The sequence below is a fragment of the Aeromonas sp. 1HA1 genome (genome assembly GCF_029237385.1).
Lineage (GTDB): Bacteria > Pseudomonadota > Gammaproteobacteria > Enterobacterales > Aeromonadaceae > Aeromonas > Aeromonas popoffii.
Window position 1 is genome coordinate 1 of the sequence record NZ_JAACGC010000055.1, and the last position, 19,635, is coordinate 19,635.

Below are 19,635 nucleotides of genomic sequence, written 5' to 3' on the forward strand. Positions count from 1 at the left end.
TCGGCCGCACGATGAAGAGCAAAAGTTAGCATGATCGTTACCATGTTCGGGAGTCACATAGGAGATCAGATCCTGGAAATCGGGAAAAGTGCCAATCAGTTCACAATATTTGTGTATAAGAGTCAGCATGAAATCATGGATGCAAGCTGCATTTTTTTTCGCATTCTCAATCATCTTCACAAGCGTAATATTACGTGATTCTGAAAATGACACTCCCTCAAAAAGGCTGTCGTCATTCAGGTCTAAACCCATTTCTTGCGCTTTTTTCTTGGCTGCTTCATCACCTCTTGCATGCTTTAAAATTTCTCCGATAAGCGTCCGGTCAAACCGATCCTGAAATTCATTGATGAGACTTGGATGTCTTGCGGATAAAAATCCGAAGAATCTTGATAGGTTATATAAACTGACATCGGTTTTGTCGGGGTCATCTGATATCAACTTTCCCACTTCAGTTGCGAACGCACCATCAATTGTTGATAGTATTGGATTCTCGATCAATGTTGGTGAGTCAGATGTTTTTGCCGTGTCTCCCGTTAGAGAATAAAGAAAGTTTTCAGAGCAAAAGTTCCTAGGGCCAGCAGGCCCGACAACTCTAGAGTCCTTTTTATCTAGGTAAAACAGGTTCTTTCCATCTAGCGAGAATAGAAGCTGATAAGACAGGGGAATATAATGATGATTCTTGGGGTTGCTCATAGTTGAATATAACGCCCGCCTTAAGCGATGAGTAGTAATTGGCTAAAATGTGTATCTCGTATGTTGGGCTAAAAATCGTAGGTTGGTGCTGAACGAAGTGAAGCCCAACGTTTACCGCGAAACGTATCTTAAAATTTGTTTTACCGATCGACCCAATCCATATTTATCCCGCTCTGGTTGATGTGATAATGCTCTGACTTGATGTGTGAGTGAGTTTCCTGCCAGAGTAATTGATGGTGCAAGATGGCTTGCTTACCATAAGGTCATGCAAAGTTTAAATAGCTGCCGTATACTAGTAAATAATGCCATTGATAATATTGTGAGTGCTCATTCTTAGTAAAATTATGGAGGTGGTAAGAGCACAAAAAAAAGAATGAGCCAATAGGAAATCATGTTGTGTATTTGCAAAAGCATGCGAAGGCGCATGAATTAAACTTGTCCCCCCTTGGGTGACATTACGGGTATTTAAACTCACTGTTTGTTACCTCAAAAAAGAGGGAGATAATACTCTCCCCCATTCTTTTTTCATTGTTTAATGTTTAATTCCCTTTAAAAGAGACCAGCCAGGGAGTTTGCCAACTGATCTTCAAGGACTGGCCTTGCATCTTTGAAATCAAGGTTAACTTGGTTAGCATTGCTCACAATACGGGTTTGATATTTGTGACGGGAACCTTGCTCAGTGCTTGTCTGGACCTTGCCACCAGATGACCCTTGCTTGAGCATGGCGACATTGTCGGTGGTCACGGTAACCCCTGTGAGAGCTTTTTCTGCGATCTGCAAGTCCGTAATCATGGTGTAGTTGGTGTCTTCAATCATGGCATCGGCGGCAACCCCCGCCAATGCGCCGACCAGTCCTGCGCCGAGGGCTGCACCGTTGGAGGAGCTGTTATAGGCGACTGCGCCAGCAGCGGCAGCAGCCCCGACCGCACCTGCCCCATAACCGGAAAGCAGGGCGTTTTGGGAATCACGCAGGTCCATTTTCCCCACGGAAAGGACATTTGCCTGGATCCAGTATTGGGCGGTATCTGGGTTGCTGGAAATGACCATCCCTTTGTTTTGTAGTGCTTGGCGCAATTTTGGTTCAACGGCCACGCTCTGTTCAGTGCTGGTGTTGCGCAGTTGCAGGTAGACGGTCCGCTCAGCGGTCGGTTCAAGGAAGATGGTCTCGGACATCTTGGTCTGGACATCGAGGTTACGTTTGGTGACTGCTGTATGCACTGCGGAGCATCCAGACAGACCGAATATAGCGACAGTAACCACTGCCAGAACTGTTTTTTTCATCATCGTTATTCTCTTCTTCTTTTGGTAAAGACTTATGGTTTATGGAGTGAGGCGTTCACATCCGCACTTCCCCGCCATTGTTGGATGGCAGAGCTCAACAGGGCGAGGTCATATCGCCCAAAATCGACAATGGCAATTAAATATCTCGTATGTTGGGCTAAAAATCGTAGGTTTGTGCTGAACGACGTGAAGCCCAACGTTTACCGCGAAACGTATCTGCAAATTTGTTTTACCGATCGGCCCAATCCATGTTTATCCCGCTCTGGTTGAGGTGATAATGCTCATCTGTTGGGCTTCGCTACGCTCTGCGCCAACCTGCAAAAACCACGCTACCGCCCCTGAATTCCAGCCTCCAGTCTGCTGCTTGTTACCTGCGATGATGCTTTGGGCTGGCTCATGGCTGACTCCGATGAGACGATTGTCAATCGGATATGTTACCAAACGGAGCTTTAATTACAAGCGCAAGCAGGCCGTTTTCTGAGCAAGATCAACAAATTAATCAACAATGTCGTAGGTTCGAATAGCGCAGCGTATTCGGACGATCGCGAAAGGGAGGGGAGGGAACTTTGGGGGTGCCAAGGGGGTGAGTTGCGAAGATGGGCCGGCGGGCCCATCTTGCCGGGGCATCAGAGGGTCTGTTCTCCCGCCGTCGTGGCCGGTTCGGCGGCGCTCAGCTGTACGTCGATCTGCAGCCCCTGCATCAGCACGGTTTTCAGATCTTGCAGGTACTCCTCCAGTGGCGGTTCCTGCAACAGCTGGGCGAGTTCGTTGCCCACCGGGGTCAGCCGGTAGTAGAGCAGGGTGATGTTGGTCTGCTTGCGCTGCAGCCGCCAGCGCTGGTTGCCGAACTCCAGCTCGACGCCATCGGCGGGCAGCGGGCCGGATTCGAGCTCTCCCTTGTGCAGCAGGCCGAGCTCGAACAGCTGCAACAGGGCATTGTAGGGCAGCCGGTATTTGCCCAGCCCAAGCCGGGTCACCTTGGCGCGGCTGAGCAGGCTGGCCCCCTTGTGCAGCCCCAGCAGCAGGCGCTGCTCATCGCTGCCCGCATAGTGGCAGGCGAGGGCGCAGATCCGCTGGAATAGCAGGGCCTCGCGCTGGGTCATCTCTTTGAGGGTGGTGAGGGCACGAATGGAGAAACGGCCAGGGGTGGCGATCTCGATAGCGAAGATGCGCCCCCACAGCTGCTGCATGGGCACCATGCTGATGTCTTCCGCCAGTTGCAGGAAGCGGGTCAGCCAGTCGCTGTCCATCTCGCCGCCGGCAGCCGTCTCTTCGCAGTGGCGGGAGGCCATCACCATGATGGCTTCCAGATTGCGCTGGCGAGCGGCCTGATCCGCCAGATGGCGAAAGGTGGCGCGCTGTTCGAAGGTGCTGTCGCTGTTGCGAGTGAGCATGCCGTCTATGCCACGGCTGCGGGCCAGACGCAGGGTCTGCTCCTGGCTGCTCAGGATGGAACTCTCTTTCTTGGGCGGGGGCAGGTCAGCCATGCTGGCTCCGTGATCGCAAGGTCTAGTCTTGAATGTTACTCCAACCGGGATGGCGGGCAATCCCTCAAGCAGGGGCGGGTCACGGTTTCGACAGGTAAGGGAATAAAAAATGGCCTCCGGTCGAAGGCCACTGTTGCTGGGATGCGCAGTTCGTTCACCGGGGGCTGGCGCGCATCATGATGTCTGGTCTGACTTACTCTTCTTCGTAGACGCTGACCTCGACCGCTTCCATGGAGTAGGAGGCGGTGGCCATTTCGTGGCTGGAGCTGATAGTGCGCATCTTGCCTTTCACCCAGATGGCGTCCCACAGATCATCCACCGGCGCACCCTTGGGGTAGCTCACATAGATCACCTGATTGGTTGGCGGGGGCGGCACATGGATGCAGGCGCCAAAGTAGGGCACCAGCAGGAAGGCGGTGATCTTCTTGGCATCCCCCTCCAGCGGTACCACGAAGCCCGGGATCCGCACATTCTGCTGATCCAGCTTCTTGTTCACCCCACCCACCGGCTGCGGTACCGACATGGGATCTTCGTGATTGACTTGGGGCGGTGGCAGCAGTCTCTCCCCTTCCGGGATCAGCACATCCCAGTCGATGGTTTTGTAATCGGCGGCCATGGCGGGCAGCACCAGCAGGCTGGCCAGCAGCGCTACTATTTTCCACTTCATCATCTGTCCTTCATTTCCTATTTTGGGCGTCTCGCTAGACGCGAATGCTCATGCCATCGCTCAGGCTGTAGCGGTAGGCGCGGGCGGCAGGGAGCAGGCCTATCACCATGCCCGCCAGCCACACCATGCCCAGCAACTGCCACTCGTAGGCGCTGGGCAGCCCCACGCTTAATTGCAGGCCATAGTGGCTGAGTAGCCAGGGGGTGGCAAGCCCCTGTCCCAGATAGAGTGCCGCCACCCCGAGGGCGATGCCGACCGTGGTGAGGGCCATCGCCTCCAGCGCCAGCAGCAGGAACAGGTGGGAGGGGCCAGCGCCCAGGGATCTCAAGATGGCCAGCTCGCGCCGCCGCTCGTTGAGCCCCGCCAGCAGGGTGGTCAGCATGCCGATGAGGCCAGCTACCACCACGAAGCCGGCGATCACCGACAGCGCCGTTTCCGCCACGCTCATCAGGCTCCACAGCTCCTGCAGGGCGGCCCCCGGCAGGATGGCCATCAGCGGCTCACCCCGGTAGGTGTTGACGCTGCGCTGCAGCTGGAATGCCAGGATGCGGTTGCTCAGCCCCACCATGAAGGCGGTGATGGTTTTGGGTGTCAGATCCTGCGCCAGTGCCTGTTCGGCGGTCACGTTCTTGCTGTGCCGGCCCGTGTCCCAGCCCAGATGGATCGCCTCGATACCGGCCAGTGGCACGTGGATAGTTCTGTCTATGGGGGTGCCGGTCGGTGCCAGGATCCCCACCACCCTGAACGGCAGATTGTCGTGCTGGCTGAACGAGGTGCTGCCGGCGCCGTGGGCGATGACGATGGACTGATCCAGCCGGTAGCCGAGCTTCTCGGCCACCTGGGCACCGAGCACCGCCTCGAATGGCGTGTCGAACGGCCGCCCCTCCCGCAGTTGCAGCGATTGCTGCTGACCGTACTTCAGGTGGGTGAAGTAGTCGCCATTGGTGCCGAGCACCCGAAAGCCCCTGTGAGAATCACCGAGGGAGAGGGGGATGGTCCAGGCGACACCGGGTTTTGTCTTGATGGCCTGATAGGCCTCCCAGCCCACGTTGTTGGTGGGATTGCCGATGCGAAATACCGAGTAGAGCAGCAGGTTCACCTGGCCGGAGCGGGCACCGACGATAAGGTCGGTCCCCGAGACGGTATTGGAGAAACTCTCGCGGGCCTGGATACGCACCCGCTCTACCCCGAGCAGCAGGGTGACGCTGATGGCCACGGCGAGCAAGGTGAGCCCGGCGGTGAGACGCCGTGCCCAGAGACTTTGCAGGGCGATTTTTAGCATACTGGCCTCCGGTTTTGTGGCTGTGATGCAGCCATTGGTGCGGGTCTGGCCCGGTAGATGGCGCTGCTATTGCGATTCAGCATATGGCCCTCCGGTTGAGCAGTTGCAGATTTTCCACTCGCGGGAAGAGCGGCTCGAGGTAGGGATCGTGACTGACGAAGATAAGGGTCGACCCCTGCTTGTCACACTCCTCGAACAGCAGTTTGATGAAGGCGGCCCGGTTGTCGGTATCGAGAGCCGAGGTGGGTTCATCGGCAATCACCAGCGGTGGCGAGCCTATCAGCGCCCGTGCGGCGGCCACCCGCTGTTGCTGGCCTATGCTCAGGGCATGGACGGGTCTGTGCAGCGCCTCGGCCGGCAGTTGCAGCTCCGCCAGCAGGCGGCGCGCCTCCTGTTCGGGGCTCCCCTGCAGGCGAGCCCGCTTCTCGGGCGAGAAGGTGAGGGCGGCGGTGACGTTGTCCAGCACCGATAAAAATGGCAGCAGATTGAACTGCTGGAAGATATAACCCAGATTGGCCGCCCGGAAGTGGTCACGGGCACGGCCGGATAGCTGGGCCAATGGCTGGCCCAGCACTGCCAGGGTGCCGTGGTTGGCGGTCTGGATCCCGGCAAGCAAGCCAAGCAGGGTCGACTTGCCGGAGCCCGATGGCCCCTTGATAAACACCCGTTCCCCCTCGTTGATGGTGAGGGCGGGCAGATCGAGTACAGGCTCGTGATCCGGCCAGGCGAAGGTCAGATCGCGGATCTCAACCACGGCTTTTTTCATGGTGTTACCAGCTCAGCTTGTTGGCGGACGGGGTCAGTTCGGCAGCAGTCTGGCCGGTGGGCAGTATGCCCTGCACGCTCAACTTCTCCAGGCTCGGATAGACGCTGAACAGAGTCACTTCCAGTCCGGTCAGTTTGGTCGGGGCCTCACAGGTATAGGTGTACATGGCACCCACATCGGCGTGACCCGCATCATCATGGTGGTGGTCATCATGATTGCTGCCAGCCTTTTTATGGTTATGGTTATGGTTATGGTTATGGTCATGGTCATGGTCGTGATCATGCTCTTCCTTGGCGGCATTGAGCTCCTGCTGGGTCAGTTTGCAGCCAGCGGACGGGTCGAAGCGAAACAGGGCATCGGGTTGCTTGAGCTGAGCCATGGCCTTGGCGTATTGCGCCTTCTCCTCGTCGCTCTTGGCCGCGTGCTCGAAGCCCACCAGATCGGCGGCGGGCGCCTGCAGCTCGAGCATCAGCTGGTTGCCATCGAGCACCAGGTTGAGATGACCGTGGCCGTGCTCGTGGGCACCGTGCCCATGACTCTCATGCTCGTCGTGATTTGCTTGTACGCCAAAGGCGGCTGCGGCCAGTAACAGTGTGACTGCTTTCATCGTTAATCCTTTTGAAACCATTGATAAGAGAAATGTTCAGTGGGAGAAGCAATGAAAGTGCGGCGGAGCACGAATGCGGCAGTGGCCTGTAGGGGTGGAATCTATTGTGGGCAAGGCGGTATCGAGGTGCTTGCCGATGACAACATGCAGGACTGGGGTGGGCAAGTTGGGCGTCAGTGCCAGCTTGCCATCGAGATGGAGGGCACAAAGGACGCAAGTGTGGCTATGACCGGGCTGGTCTGCTTCCAGCGGGTGTTGTGCCAGCGCCGGTTGCAACCACAACCAGCCCAGCAGCAACAACCAGATTTTCAGCTTGAAACGACCCATAGACCCTTATGAAAGGGGCGCCATCAGCGCCCCTTCTCTCTGATTCAGAGATGGGACTGGATGAGCCCCATCACGGTAGCAATGTTGTTGGCATCGAGCTGGCCATCTTTGGCAAACAGCACCTTACCCTCTTTATCCAGCAGTATGATGGCCGAGCTTTCCGGCGCGAGATCCCAGGCGTTGCGGGCCATGCCTTTGGCATCCAGCACCATGGCGGACCAAGGGAACTCTTTCTTGCTGTCTTCGGCACTGCTCTTCACAAAGCCGGAAGTGCCCCAGATGGCGTCATTGCTGTTGATGATGGTGACAGTCTGGTACTTGTCGTGGGGCAACTTGGCCGCCTTGATCGCCTCGATCATGGGGGCGTTCAGCTCTTTGGCACTGGAGCGCCCCGCGATGTGCTGGATCAGAAAGACTTTGCCAGTCAGTACCTTGCTTTGCCAGGGTTGGTAGCTGACCTCTTTTTCTTGCAGTACCAGCTCACCCTTGTCGCTGATGTTGACCAGCGGTACCTGGGCAGACTCCTTGATATTGTGAGCCATGACCAGTGTTGGCAGCAGCGCCAGAGTAAGTACGAGATGTTTCATCCTGATGACACTCCTTTTGTTATGTTATAACGATTTTTCACTCGAGGGAATGGGGCAGAACTCATCCTAAACTGATCGGATCTGTTTAAAAAGTGTTAAATAAGCTCGCGAGTGAGCCGCGCGGGCTGCCCGCCAGCGCAGAAAGCGGCTGGCAAAGGCGGCTAGGATGGCATGCAGTCGATAAAAATCAATTCGTTATCAACTGGTTTGAGGAGTGTGCTTCAGTTGAACCGGTTGTGGTGCAACCGGCATGGCGGGCGTGGCTCAATACAAGGGTTCGCTGATCAGCGGGATCTTGGCCATGGTCATCTGCTGGGCCAGCAGGGGTGAGCCGGTCAGCAGAACGTGGCGCTGATTGCCGATCACCAGGGTATCGCCTTTCAGGCCGCTGTCGGCCGTGATGGCCAGCCAGGCTGGCGAGACGCTGCCGATGCTGATGTTGGGGTATATGATGCTGAGCATGTATTGCGGCGCCAGCTCGGCCAGGAGGCTTGCCATCAGCAGCGCCTTCTCATCACTGTCGGCCTTGTTGTCCTTCAAGGCCTGCAGGGGGGGGGCGAAGTGATCCATCTGCTCGGGGGGGGTGGGGATGGCGCTCAGCCACTCCTGCAGCAGGCCGACGCTGGTGGCCAGATCCTTGGCGGAAAACTGTTTCGCCAGGGGCCTCAGGTCTCCTTTGAACTGGTAGAACAGCTGGGAGTAGTTGGGGCGTACGCAGGGCAGCTTGCTATTGGCCGGGTGCACACAGGGCACCACCCGCATCTGGTAGAAGGCATCGTCCTGATATTGCTGATAGGCCTGCCAGAACAGGGTTGACTCCATGCTGTCGTCGTGCAGGGTGAAGGCCTGCTCCAGATTGCGAAACTTGGTGGCGGTCTCGGGACTGGTCTGGTTGATCAGGTTGATGCTGTTGTAAAGGCGCGGGCTGATGTAGGCGTAGAGTGTCTCCAGCGGATAGTTGAGGGAGGCATTGAGCTGGGTCATCTCGTGGCGGCTGGCGGACATAATGCGTTCGTCTGCATTCAGTCGCAGGTGCTTCTGCTGGCCGTCGGCAGACTGCCACTGCCAGCTCAGATTAACTTCGTTGGCGCCGACCGTTGATGCGAACACTAGACTTAATAACAGACCGTGTGCCAGTTTCATGATGTGCATCCTGCTCGAGGTGATACTAAACAACTAGGTGAGCTGGCCGGATTTGGATTAGCTTAGTTTTGATGATCTGGGTAACAGCCTGATAAGGCTTTAAATTTAATTCTGGAAATAAGTCATACAGGAAACCGTTATGAAGCGAATTCTACTGCTGTTGTTGCTGTTGACCGCCTTGCCTGCGGCAGCGGGCCAGGTGTTCGTCAACAAGGGGATGTCCAGTGCAGATACCTTTGCCCTGCGGGACAAGCTGGCACGGGAGCATGAATGGCAGGAATGGCTGCGTTTTCAGCAGGCCATCAAGTGGCTGGAGGTATTGCCGGTCAACTGCGAGCTGATGAGTGTGCAGGGCGGGGGTTATCGCTGTGGTGGCGACTTTTATCGCCCCTATCGGCAGAATGGCCGTGACATCTACATCAAGGGCGATCCTGCTGGCGAGACGCGGAGTCTGCGCCCGCAACAGCCCATAAAAAAGGCGCCCTGAGGCGCCTTGTTGCGAGGGTACGCTTACTTGGCAGCGTAACGCTCGGCAGAGGTGACGATCTCGGCTTCGGCCGCAGCCTTGTCGCCCCAACCTTCCACCTTGACCCACTTGCCCGCTTCCAGCTCTTTATAGCGCTCGAAGAAGTGCTGGATCTGGGCTTTCAGCAGCTCGGGCAGATCGTTCACATCCTTGATGTGGTCGTACTGCTTGGTCAGCTTGGAGTGCGGCACGGCCACGATCTTGGCATCTTCGCCAGATTCGTCGGTCATCTTCAGCACGCCAACCGGGCGGCAGCGAATGACGGAGCCGGCCAGCAACGGGTAGGGGGTCGGAACCAGAACGTCAACCGGATCACCATCCAGAGACAGGGTGGCGTTCACGTAACCGTAGTTGCACGGGTAGAACATAGGGGTCGACATGAAGCGATCAACGAAGATGGCACCGCTGTCCTTGTCGACTTCGTATTTGATCGGGTCGGCATTCTGCGGGATTTCGATGATGACGTAGATGTCGTCGGGCAGGCTCTTGCCAGCCGGTACCAGGTTCAGGCTCATGACGTTTCCTTCAGTGTTGGAGTCAAGTTTGCAGGCCGATATTATAGCGATGTCGCGTCAAATGACCATATTTCAAGGGCACTGTGACAGCCTTGGCTGATGCCGCGTAGCCCGGGTCTGCCAAATGGTGGCCCGCTTGCCTGGGTCTATTGACGTCTCGTCACGCCTGCGGCTTGCGACCAAACGTCAACAGACCCTAGAATGCGCACTCCCTTTACTGGAAAAGGCAGCGGTATGCACATTCACATCCTCGGGATCTGCGGCACCTTCATGGGTGGTCTGGCGGTGTTGGCAAAACAGCTTGGCTATCGAGTCACCGGCTCGGATGCCAACGTCTATCCCCCCATGAGTACCCAGCTCGAGCAACAGGGCATCGAACTGACCGAGGGATATGACCCGTCCCAGCTCGATCCCGCGCCGGATCTGGTGGTGATCGGCAACGCCATGAGCCGTGGCAACCCCTGTGTTGAATATGTACTGGACCGCAATTTGCCCTATATCTCCGGCCCCCAGTGGCTGCTGGAACACGTGCTGCAGGATCGCTGGGTACTGGCCGTGGCGGGCACCCATGGCAAGACCACCACCGCCAGCATGCTGGCCTGGGTGCTCGAATACGCCAAGCTGGAACCGGGTTTTCTCATCGGCGGGGTACCGGGCAACTTCCCGGTTTCCGCCCGTCTCGGTTCTGCCCCCTTCTTCGTCATCGAAGCGGACGAGTATGACTGCGCCTTCTTCGACAAGCGCTCCAAGTTCGTCTATTACCACCCGCGTACCCTGGTGATGAACAACCTGGAATTCGACCACGCGGACATATTCCCGGATCTCGCCGCCATCCAGCGCCAGTTCCACCACCTGATGCGTACCGTGCCGAGCAATGGCCGGGTGTTGTTCCCGAAAGCAGATGATAACCTCACCGCCGTGCGCAAGATGGGCTGCTGGAGCGAGGTGGAGCTGGTAGGTCAGGACGATGCCAAGTGGAAAGCGATCAAGCTGGCCGAGGACGGCTCCGCCTTCGAGGTGTGGCTGGATGGGCAGAAGCAGGGCGAGGTGCACTGGGAGTGCATCGGCGAGCACAACGTCAACAACGGCCTGATGGCCATCGCCGCCGCCCGCCATGCCGGTGTCATGGTGGAGCATGGCATCGCGGCCCTCTGCCAGTTCAAGTCCCCCAAGCGGCGGATGGAGCTCAAGGGCGAGGTGGCAGGCATCAGCGTCTATGACGACTTTGCCCACCACCCGACTGCCATCGAGACCACCCTCGGCGGCCTGCGTGCCAAGGTGGGTGCGTCACGCATTCTGGCGGTGCTGGAGCCGCGCTCCAACACCATGAAGTTGGGGGTGCACAAGGAGGAGCTGGCCGGCTGCTTCACTGGCGCCGACGAGGTGTTCTTCTTCCAGCCACCCAACATCGGTTGGGATCTCGGCGAGGTGACAGCTCACATGAGCCGACCGGCCAAGGTGTTTAACGATCTGGAGACCCTGATCAACCGGCTGGTGGCCGAGAGCCGCGATGGCGATCATATTCTGATCATGAGCAACGGCGGCTTTGGCGGTATTCATGACAAGCTGATCGCCCGCCTCAAGGATTACCACGGCGAACTATGAACAAAGCGATCACTCTGGCACTGACCGGCGCCTCAGGCGCCCCCTACGCCCTGCGCCTGCTTGAGTGTCTGGTGCAGGCGGACTATCGGGTCTATCTGCTCGCCTCCTCGGCGGCGAGAGTAGTGCTCAAGACCGAGCAGCAGCAAGATTGGCCGGGCGCACCGAAAGCGCTCTCTGCCCATCTCTGTCGCCAGTATGGCGCTAAAGAGGGTCAGATAATTGCCTGCGGCAAGGAGGAGTGGTTCTCGCCGGTGGCCTCTGGCTCGGCGGCTCCCAAGCAGATGGTGGTCTGCCCCTGCTCCATGGGCACCGTCTCAGCCATCGCCAACGGCGCTTCCGACAACTTGCTGGAGCGGGCGGCGGATGTGGTGATCAAAGAGCGCGGCCAGCTGATTCTGGTGCCCCGCGAGAGCCCCTTCTCCGCCATCCATCTGGAGAACATGCTCAAACTGGCGCGACTCGGGGTGACCATCATGCCGGCCGCACCCGGTTTCTATCATGAGCCGAAAAGTATCGAGGATTTGGTGGACTTCATGGTGGCGAGGATCCTGGATCACCTCGGAGTCGAGCACGCGCTGACCAGTCGCTGGGGCTATGCCAACGTTTGACCCATGATTAATCACCTTACTGGCGATCTCTGGCGACAGCGGCTGAACCGGCAGCAAAGGGACAAATAAAAACGGCGCCGACATGAACAGTCCGGCGCCGTTTGTCATTCACGAGGCGGGTTAGGCGGCCTGGATGGGGGCCGTCACGTACTTGAACAGAAAATCGGTCACATCTTCCCGTGACGGGCGTTGTGGCTGGTTGATCATCTGCATCATGACGTAACCAAAACCGGTCAGGGAGCGAGCCAGGTCCTGGGCGGACAGCACACTCTGGATCTCACCGGCATCCATGGCTCGTTGCAAATGGGGCGCGATGCGCTCCAATGCCTTGTCCAGCAGCTTGGCATAACGGGGCCAGACTTCTTCCCGCACCGATGAACTCCACTCCAGCCAGATGCTGGCATGGTCGGGTTGATCGTAGGCTGCATCGACAAACAGCTTCACATGACGACGAATACTGTCGTTGATTGGACCCTGGCCGTTATAGGCCTGTTCCAGCATCTGGTGAACGAAGCGTTCGATCTCGGCCAACACTTCATCCACCAGCTCTTCGCGAGTGTTGAAATAGTTGAACACGGTAGCTACCGAGACTTTGGCCTGTTCTGCTATCTCGGCGTGACCCGCACGGCCTATGCCGCGACGGGAGAACACCTTGATGGCACATTCCATCAATTGAGTGCGACGAGCTTCCGGAGAAAGCCGGGTTCGACGTCTTATTTCTGCGCGTGGTTCCATAGTTTTTTCATCTAATAGTTATTGATTATGGTGTTTATAGTATTGTCACCGATAATGCCCGAGAGCCTGCTAACTCTATCAATTAAAATAAGCCGATAAAAGCATCACGTATGCCTGACGCCTCTCGGCTTGGATGGTAGAATCCTCGGTTTTGACGTTAATGAACGGCCAAATCCCTTTGGCCATGAGGGAGTAAGTGATGAAACACACCGTCGAGGTGATGATCTCCGAGGCCGATGTGGCCGCCCGGATCGCCAAATTGGGTGAAGAGATCACCGCCCGTTATCAGGGTTCTGACGAAGTGGTCATGATTGGCCTGCTGCGCGGCTCCTGCGTCTTCCTGGCCGACTTGTGCCGCCAGACCCCGCTGCCCGTCACCCTGGATTTTATGACCGCCTCCAGCTATGGCTCCGGCCTGCGCAGTACCCGTGACGTTCGCATCCTCAAAGATCTGGATGACGACATCAAGGGCAAGGACGTGTTGATCGTCGAGGACATCATCGACACCGGCTACACCCTCAACAAGGTGCGTGAAATCCTGTCACTGCGCGAGCCGAAATCCCTCGCCATCTGCACCCTGCTGGACAAACCGTCCCGTCGCGAGGTACAGGTGCCGGTGGACTGGATCGGTTTCTCCATTCCGGACGAATTCGTGGTGGGTTGTGGTATCGACTACGCCCAGAAGTACCGTAATCTGCCGTTCATCGGCAAGGTAGTACCGCAAGAGTAAGCAAGTTCCAGGAATATCACGGGCGAGGTGGCCGAGCGCCATTTTTGTCTGCAAGGCGGCCCCGGCCGCCTTTTCTGTATCGAGATGGGATCCGCCATCACAGGGGTTGCAATGAACGCACTGGAAATAAGCGGCCTGAAAAAGACCTATCAGGGGGGCGTGGAAGCCCTTAAAGGCATAGATCTGACCGTCAAGCAGGGGGATTTCTTCGCCCTGCTCGGCCCCAACGGGGCAGGCAAGTCCACCACCATCGGCATCATCAGCTCGCTGGTGAACAAGAGCGCCGGCAAGGTGAAGGTGTTTGGCTACGACCTCGACAGCGATCTCGAGCAGGCCAAGGCCCAGCTCGGCCTGGTGCCACAGGAGTTCAACTTCAGTCAGTTTGAGAAGGTGATCCAGATTGTCACCCATCAGGCCGGTTTCTACGGCGTGCCCAAGGCCGAAGCCAAGATCCGCGCCGAGAAATACCTGCGTCAGCTCGATCTGTGGGACAAGCGTGACATGCCGGCCCGCACCCTCTCCGGTGGCATGAAGCGTCGGCTGATGATAGCCCGCGCCCTGATGCACGAGCCCAGATTGCTGATCCTGGACGAACCGACCGCCGGGGTGGATATCGAGATCCGCCGATCCATGTGGACCTTCCTCAAAGAGCTCAACGAGCAGGGGGTCACCATCATACTCACCACCCACTATCTGGAAGAGGCCGAGATGCTGTGCCGCAACATTGGCATCATCGACAAGGGGCGGCTGATTGAAAATACCAGCATGAAGAAGCTGCTCGGCAAGCTGAGCCGCGAGACCTTCATGTTGGATCTGGCACCGGGCTCCGCCGTGCCGAATGTGCCCGAGTTCAACGGCCGCATGCTGGATGAGCGCACTCTGGAAGTGGATCTGGACAAGAGTCAGTCTCTCAATAGCCTGTTCGAGCAGCTGTCGGGCCAGCAGGTGCAGGTGTTGAGCATGCGCAACAAGGCCAATCGACTGGAAGAGCTGTTCGTCAGTCTGGTCGAGGAGGGGAGAAAAGCATGAATCTGACCACGTATTACATCGCCTTCAAGAGCATTCTGGCCAAGGAGGTGAGCCGCTTCACCCGGATCTGGATCCAGACCCTGGTGCCCCCCGCCATCACCATGAGCCTCTATTTTGTCATCTTCGGCAACCTCATCGGCTCGCGCATCGGTGACATGGGGGGGGGCAGCTACATGGAGTTCATCGTGCCTGGACTCATCATGATGTCGGTGATCACCAACTCCTACTCCAACGTCGCTTCCTCCTTCTTCAGCGCCAAGTTCCAGCGCAATGTGGAGGAGCTGCTGGTGGCGCCCGTGCCCAACTACGTCATCATCGCCGGTTACGTGGGGGGAGGCGTGGCGCGTGGCCTCTGTGTCGGCCTCATCGTCACCCTGGTGTCGCTGTTCTTCGTGCCGCTGCAGATCCACCATCTGTTCAGTGTCTGCTTTACCGTGCTGCTGACCGCCATCCTCTTCTCGCTGGGGGGGCTGATCAACGCCGTGTTTGCCAAGACCTTCGACGACATCAGCATCATTCCCACCTTCGTGCTGACGCCGCTCACTTATCTGGGCGGGGTGTTTTACTCCATCAGCCTGCTACCGCCCTTCTGGCATGGGGTCTCCCAGGTGAACCCCATCATCTACATGGTGAACGCGTTCCGCTACGGCTTCCTCGGTATCTCTGACGTGCCGCTCGGCACCGCCTACCTCATCATCATCGGCTTCATCGCCGCGCTCTACGGACTGGCCTGGTGGCTCATCTCCCGCGGTACCGGGCTGCGGCACTGAGTTGTACTCAAAACGGGGCGTCCATTCGGGCGCCCTGTTTCTTGTTGCGTTCGCGGATCCTGGTGGTTGCCGGGGGGGGGGGGGCACCATGCCCTATGAGGGCGTCTGCTCGTATGGTCCAGTGCAGGTCAGCGCTGGGGGCCTCGTTCTGCGCCGGCTCATCACGGTAGACGCAGACGTTCTACCTGGCAGCCAGACCATCATCGGCCAGGCAGTTACGCCAGGTCTCGTTAGAGACGATGGGGAAACGCCCCTTCGGCAAACGGAGTGGCGATGTGGCGGGTGACTATGTATTGCTGGCCGCCATCTTCATGCAGGATATGGCAGCACCTGAAACCGGGCCTGCTCCTGGCCGGGCTTGGGCAGGAACAGGAAGAGGCAATAAAGCTCTTGGAGATGAAACTCTCCAGGTTGTGACTGACTCAGGCGTGCTGAAGCGTGACCACGCGGTTGTCGATGAGGCGGGCCTTGCCGAGATAGGCCGCCATCAGGATCACCAGTTGCTGGCTCTGGTTGGTGGCGGATTCCAGGGTCACGGCATCGACGATGTCGATGGCGTCGGTACGGAAACCTGCGTTATCGAGGCGCTGGCTGGCCTGCGCCACCAGAGAGGGCAGGTGGTGATCGGCCCCTGCGATCTGCTCGGCAATCCAGTTCATGGTGCGTGCCAGCTCGGGGGCCAGCGCCCGCTCGGCCGCGGTCAAATAGCCGTTGCGTGACGACAGAGCCAGCCCGTCTTCGGCCCGCACCGTGGGCACGCCGACGATCTCGATGGGCATGGCCATGTCGGCCACCATCTTGCGAATGAGCGCCAGCTGCTGGTAATCCTTCTGGCCGAAACAGGCCACATCCGGCTGTACCAGATTGAACAGCTTGGTCACCACTGTGCTGACGCCACGAAAATGCCCCGGACGCAGCGCTCCTTCCAGCAGGCCGGAGAGACCCGGCACCTCGACGAAGGTTTGGCTCGCCAGCCCCTGCGGATACATGATCTCCGGCGTCGGGGTGAACACCAGATCCACACCGGCGCTCTCCAGCGCGGCGCAATCCTGCTCCAGGGTGCGCGGATAGTTGACGAGATCCTCTGCCTTGTCGAACTGCATGGGGTTGACGAAGATGCTGACCACCACCTTACCGGCATGGCTGTGCGCCTCTTTCACCAGCGTCAGGTGCCCCTGATGGAGATTGCCCATGGTGGGCACGAATGCGATGGCACGCCCTTCACGGCGCCATTGGCCGATCTGTTCACGCAGAGCGGCAGGATTGTTAACGACCAACATCGGTAGTTCACCTTCGGAAATATCAAACAGAGAAAACGGGTTGCATCAGCGGGCAAGGGACAGCGAAACGGGGGCTTGTGCCCCCGCTCTCATCCATAGCGCAGGATCAGTTGAAACAGTGTTCGGGGCCGGGGAAGGTCCCCTCGCTCACTTGCTGCACATAGAGCCGGATGGCGGCACGTATGTCACCGGTTTCGGCCAGGAAGTTCTTGGTGAACTTGGGCACGTAACCTGAGGTGATGCCTAAGGCATCGTGCATCACCAGGATCTGGCCATCGGTGGCGGGACCGGCACCGATGCCGATCACCGGGATGCGCAGCGCCTTGGTGAGGCGTTCGGCAAGGGCGACCGGTACGCACTCGAGCACCAGCATCTGGATGCCGGCTGCTTGCAGTTCGAGGGCCTGACGGTAGATCTCCTGGGCCTGGAACTCGTCGCGACCTTGCACCTTGAAGCCGCCAAACACATGGACGGATTGGGGGGTGAGGCCGAGGTGGCCACAGACAGGCACGCCATTGCGAGTCAGGTGGCGAATGCTGTCACACAGCCAGTCGCCCCCTTCCACCTTCACCATGCGGGCTCCGGCGGCCATCAGGCGGGCGGCGTTCTGGTAAGTCTGATCCGAAGTGGCATAGCTCATGAACGGCATGTCGGCGACGACCAGCGCCTTGCTGGCACCACGCGCCACACAGCGGGTGTGATAGACCATCTCATCCATGTTGACCGCCAGGGTGTCCTGACCCCCTTGCAGCACCATGCCCAGCGAATCGCCGATGAGCAGCACGTGGGCCCCTTCGTCGTCGAACAGCTTGGCAAAGGTGGCATCATAGGCGGTGATGGCGGTGATGCGTTGCCCTTCCTGCTTCATCTTCAGCAGGCTGGTGGTGGTGATCTTGCTCATAACGTTGCTCCTACTCGCCGCGTGTGTCTGTGAGGATCACAAGGGCGTCGATGGCTCTGCTCATCAGGGTTCCCCTATGTCTGCACCGGGGGCAATGATGGCAAGATCATTGTGCGGGCAGCGGGCAACCAGTTGTGCGAGCGGGGTGCCGCAGGGCAGCACCAGAGCGGGCGCAATCTCGGCAAGGGGCAGCAGTACGAACGTCCGCTCCTTCATGCCGTAATGGGGAACGACGAGGCGCTCATGCCTGATGATCCGATCGCCATAGAGCAGCAGATCGAGATCCAGGGTTCTGGGCCCCCAACGCTCATCCTTGCGCACACGTCCCTGTTCCAGCTCGATTTTTTGCAGTTGATCCAGCAAGGCCAGAGGGCCGAGCCGGGTATTCAGCCGCACCACGGCATTGACGTAGTCCGGCTGATCCGCAGGGCCCATGGGGCGACTGCTGTAAAACGAGGAGGCCTGCTGCAACCGGGACTCCGGCAGCGCCGCCAGTGCGACGACGGCGCGGCGAGCCTGACCCAAGGGGTCAGCCAGATTGGAGCCGATGGCAACGAAGACCTCCGTCATGACGCTGGTGGTCACTGCGCCGCTTTCGGTTTGCGACGGCGCGGGCGACGGCGGCTGCGGCTGTTGCTATCACGTTTCTCGCCGTCACCGCTACGGGGTTCACCGGCTTGGGCATGCTCGCCGCTCGCAGGGCGGCGGGTCGCTTCCCGTTGCAGTTGCGGGCGTACATCCGGATTGGACTCTACATAGCGTTCCCACCAGCTGGCGAGTTCGCCGAGGCCGCGTTCGACCCGGTTACGCAGCAACAGGAAGTCGTAGGCCGCACGGAATTTCGGGTGTTCCATGGCCCGCTCGGGGTGACGACCCTGACGGCGGGTCAGTCGCTGTTGCAGGGCCCAGATGTCGCGGACATCGGTGGTGAAACGGCGCGGTACGGCGATGATCCGCACCTGGTTGTCCAGCACCTCGTTGATGGCCAGCATGAAGGCGTCGTGCCAGGGCAGACCGCTCTCATTTTCCAGCACGCGGGCGCGGGCTTCGACACAGCCCCACAGCAGGGTGGCGTAGAGGAAGGCCGGGGTGACCCGCTTGTCTGCGCGCACCCGGGTGTCGGTATCGAGCAGCGCCAGTTCGATGAACTGCTCGAACGGCGAGGTGCCGTGGGGAGTGAACAGGGCGGCTACCTGCGGGAACAGCGGCTGGAACAACCCGTATTCGCGCATCAGCTTGTAGGTCGCCAGGCCATCGCCAGCCAGGAACAGCTTGAGGGTCTCCTCAAACAGGCGGGCGGCGGGGATATCCTGCAGCAGTGATGCCAGCTCCTTGATGGGGGTGGCACTGCGTGGGCTTATGGTCATGTCCAGCTTGGCGGCGAAACGCACGGCGCGCAGCATGCGCACCGGATCCTCACGATAGCGGGTCTCGGGATCGCCGATCAGCTCCAGCTTGCGCTGGGCGAGATCCTCTATGCCGCCCTCGAAATCGTGCAGGGTGAAATCTCTGGCGCTGTAGTAGAGGGCGTTGACGGTGAAATCGCGACGCTCTGCATCCTCTTCAATGGTGCCGTAGACGTTGTCGCGCAGCAGCATGCCTTCATCAGACTGGGCCGACACATGCTTGCTGGTATTGACCTGATGGTGGTGACCCCGGAAGGTGGCCACTTCGATCACGTCACGACCAAAGACGATGTGGGCCAGGCGGAAGCGGCGGCCAATCAGGCGGCAGTTGCTGAACAGTGCCTTGATCTGCTCCGGCGTCGCGTTGGTCGCGATGTCGAAATCTTTTGGCGTCCTCCCGAGCAGCAGATCCCGGACCCCCCCGCCGACCAGGTAGGCATCATAGCCCCCCTTGTTCAGGCGATAGAGCACCTTGAGCGCATTCTCGCTGATCTCTTTGCGCGAGATGGGGTGCTGGTCACGGCTTAAGGTACGGCGTTGCCCGGTTACGTGGGCTGGGATGGGAGACTCCACCGACTGCTCGCCGTCTTCCTTGCCGAGCACCTTGCGGCAAAAGTTTGCGATCTGGGAAAAAATGGTACACCTCTTCATGACTTCAAATTGACGGGAGGCCAAAAAATAGCGGCCTAT

General features: G+C 58.6%; 22 protein-coding genes. 6 read left to right on the forward strand and 16 right to left on the reverse strand.

The genetic code is table 11. The annotated features are described in order from the left end of the window. The 10 genes from GWQ22_RS15750 to GWQ22_RS15795 all read right to left on the reverse strand — a co-directional run. On the reverse strand, positions 1-693 hold a 693-nt coding region (locus GWQ22_RS15750; RefSeq protein WP_275930889.1), incomplete at its 3' end, for a DUF4238 domain-containing protein. Between the two features lie 549 nt (positions 694-1,242). Continuing rightward, positions 1,243-1,977, reverse strand: a complete 735-nt coding sequence (traT, locus tag GWQ22_RS15755) for a complement resistance protein TraT (protein WP_275930890.1) — start codon at positions 1,975-1,977, stop codon at positions 1,243-1,245. A 623-nt stretch (positions 1,978-2,600) separates the two neighbouring features. Then, on the reverse strand, positions 2,601-3,461 hold the full coding sequence (locus tag GWQ22_RS15760; protein ID WP_042037283.1) for a TIGR03899 family protein: 861 nt from the start codon (positions 3,459-3,461) through the stop codon (positions 2,601-2,603). Between the two features lie 193 nt (positions 3,462-3,654). Beyond that, positions 3,655-4,131: a DUF3299 domain-containing protein gene (locus tag GWQ22_RS15765; RefSeq protein ID WP_042037282.1), complete on the reverse strand. Its 477-nt coding sequence runs from the start codon at positions 4,129-4,131 to the stop codon at positions 3,655-3,657. 31 nt (positions 4,132-4,162) lie between these two features. Beyond that, positions 4,163-5,410 (reverse strand): ABC transporter permease, encoded by a 1,248-nt coding sequence (locus GWQ22_RS15770; RefSeq protein WP_275930891.1) that lies wholly within the window; start codon positions 5,408-5,410, stop codon positions 4,163-4,165. 76 nt (positions 5,411-5,486) lie between these two features. Continuing rightward, a complete protein-coding gene (locus tag GWQ22_RS15775) occupies positions 5,487-6,176 on the reverse strand; it encodes an ABC transporter ATP-binding protein (RefSeq protein WP_275930892.1) in 690 nt (229 codons plus the stop codon). Between the two features lie 4 nt (positions 6,177-6,180). Continuing rightward, positions 6,181-6,783 (reverse strand): DUF2796 domain-containing protein, encoded by a 603-nt coding sequence (locus GWQ22_RS15780; protein WP_275930893.1) that lies wholly within the window; start codon positions 6,781-6,783, stop codon positions 6,181-6,183. A gap of 36 nt (positions 6,784-6,819) precedes the next feature. After that, the gene (locus tag GWQ22_RS15785; RefSeq protein ID WP_084204657.1) at positions 6,820-7,110 is read right to left on the reverse strand and encodes a hypothetical protein; all 291 of its coding nucleotides are present in this window, start codon (positions 7,108-7,110) and stop codon (positions 6,820-6,822) included. A gap of 44 nt (positions 7,111-7,154) precedes the next feature. After that, on the reverse strand, positions 7,155-7,697 hold the full coding sequence (locus GWQ22_RS15790) for a YtfJ family protein (protein WP_042037275.1): 543 nt from the start codon (positions 7,695-7,697) through the stop codon (positions 7,155-7,157). Between the two features lie 264 nt (positions 7,698-7,961). After that, on the reverse strand, positions 7,962-8,840 hold the full coding sequence (locus GWQ22_RS15795) for a hypothetical protein (RefSeq protein WP_275930894.1): 879 nt from the start codon (positions 8,838-8,840) through the stop codon (positions 7,962-7,964). A 139-nt stretch (positions 8,841-8,979) separates the two neighbouring features. Between GWQ22_RS15795 and GWQ22_RS15800 the strand changes: the two genes are divergently transcribed. Next, entirely contained in the window at positions 8,980-9,327 is a 348-nt protein-coding gene (locus tag GWQ22_RS15800) for a hypothetical protein (protein WP_108537515.1), read from the forward strand. 23 nt (positions 9,328-9,350) lie between these two features. Here GWQ22_RS15800 and ppa read toward each other — a convergent pair whose 3' ends face one another. Then, entirely contained in the window at positions 9,351-9,881 is a 531-nt protein-coding gene (ppa, locus tag GWQ22_RS15805; RefSeq protein ID WP_005313216.1) for an inorganic diphosphatase, read from the reverse strand. Between the two features lie 234 nt (positions 9,882-10,115). Here ppa and mpl point away from each other — a divergent pair, with 234 nt between their 5' ends. Together mpl and GWQ22_RS15815 are read left to right on the forward strand one after the other, a co-directional pair. Continuing rightward, positions 10,116-11,486: a UDP-N-acetylmuramate:L-alanyl-gamma-D-glutamyl-meso-diaminopimelate ligase gene (gene mpl / locus GWQ22_RS15810; protein ID WP_275930895.1), complete on the forward strand. Its 1,371-nt coding sequence runs from the start codon at positions 10,116-10,118 to the stop codon at positions 11,484-11,486. After that, the gene (locus tag GWQ22_RS15815; protein WP_275930896.1) at positions 11,483-12,094 is read left to right on the forward strand and encodes a flavin prenyltransferase UbiX; all 612 of its coding nucleotides are present in this window, start codon (positions 11,483-11,485) and stop codon (positions 12,092-12,094) included. Before mpl ends, GWQ22_RS15815 begins: the two co-directional genes overlap by 4 nt. Before the next feature lie 120 nt (positions 12,095-12,214). Here GWQ22_RS15815 and GWQ22_RS15820 read toward each other — a convergent pair whose 3' ends face one another. Continuing rightward, the gene (locus tag GWQ22_RS15820) at positions 12,215-12,829 is read right to left on the reverse strand and encodes a TetR/AcrR family transcriptional regulator (protein WP_345893643.1); all 615 of its coding nucleotides are present in this window, start codon (positions 12,827-12,829) and stop codon (positions 12,215-12,217) included. A gap of 199 nt (positions 12,830-13,028) precedes the next feature. On the opposite strand from GWQ22_RS15820, the gene hpt reads away from it, so the two are divergent. From hpt to GWQ22_RS15835, 3 genes are all read left to right on the forward strand, one after another. Beyond that, on the forward strand, positions 13,029-13,559 hold the full coding sequence (gene hpt / locus GWQ22_RS15825) for a hypoxanthine phosphoribosyltransferase (RefSeq protein ID WP_042038495.1): 531 nt from the start codon (positions 13,029-13,031) through the stop codon (positions 13,557-13,559). 111 nt (positions 13,560-13,670) lie between these two features. Next, positions 13,671-14,588, forward strand: coding sequence for an ABC transporter ATP-binding protein (locus tag GWQ22_RS15830; RefSeq protein ID WP_275930898.1), 918 nt, complete (start codon positions 13,671-13,673; stop codon positions 14,586-14,588). Then, on the forward strand, positions 14,585-15,358 hold the full coding sequence (locus GWQ22_RS15835; protein WP_275930899.1) for an ABC transporter permease: 774 nt from the start codon (positions 14,585-14,587) through the stop codon (positions 15,356-15,358). The genes GWQ22_RS15830 and GWQ22_RS15835 overlap by 4 nt, the downstream gene beginning before the upstream one ends. 422 nt (positions 15,359-15,780) lie before the next feature. Here GWQ22_RS15835 and panC read toward each other — a convergent pair whose 3' ends face one another. From panC to pcnB, 4 genes are all read right to left on the reverse strand, one after another. After that, positions 15,781-16,638, reverse strand: coding sequence for a pantoate--beta-alanine ligase (gene panC / locus GWQ22_RS15840; protein WP_275930900.1), 858 nt, complete (start codon positions 16,636-16,638; stop codon positions 15,781-15,783). Between the two features lie 106 nt (positions 16,639-16,744). Beyond that, on the reverse strand, positions 16,745-17,539 hold the full coding sequence (gene panB, locus GWQ22_RS15845; RefSeq protein ID WP_108537509.1) for a 3-methyl-2-oxobutanoate hydroxymethyltransferase: 795 nt from the start codon (positions 17,537-17,539) through the stop codon (positions 16,745-16,747). Between the two features lie 63 nt (positions 17,540-17,602). Continuing rightward, positions 17,603-18,109, reverse strand: coding sequence for a 2-amino-4-hydroxy-6-hydroxymethyldihydropteridine diphosphokinase (folK, locus tag GWQ22_RS15850; RefSeq protein WP_275930905.1), 507 nt, complete (start codon positions 18,107-18,109; stop codon positions 17,603-17,605). 11 nt (positions 18,110-18,120) lie between these two features. Next, a complete protein-coding gene (pcnB, locus tag GWQ22_RS15855) occupies positions 18,121-19,596 on the reverse strand; it encodes a polynucleotide adenylyltransferase PcnB (protein WP_042038517.1) in 1,476 nt (491 codons plus the stop codon). Between the last annotated feature and the right edge of the window lie 39 nt (positions 19,597-19,635).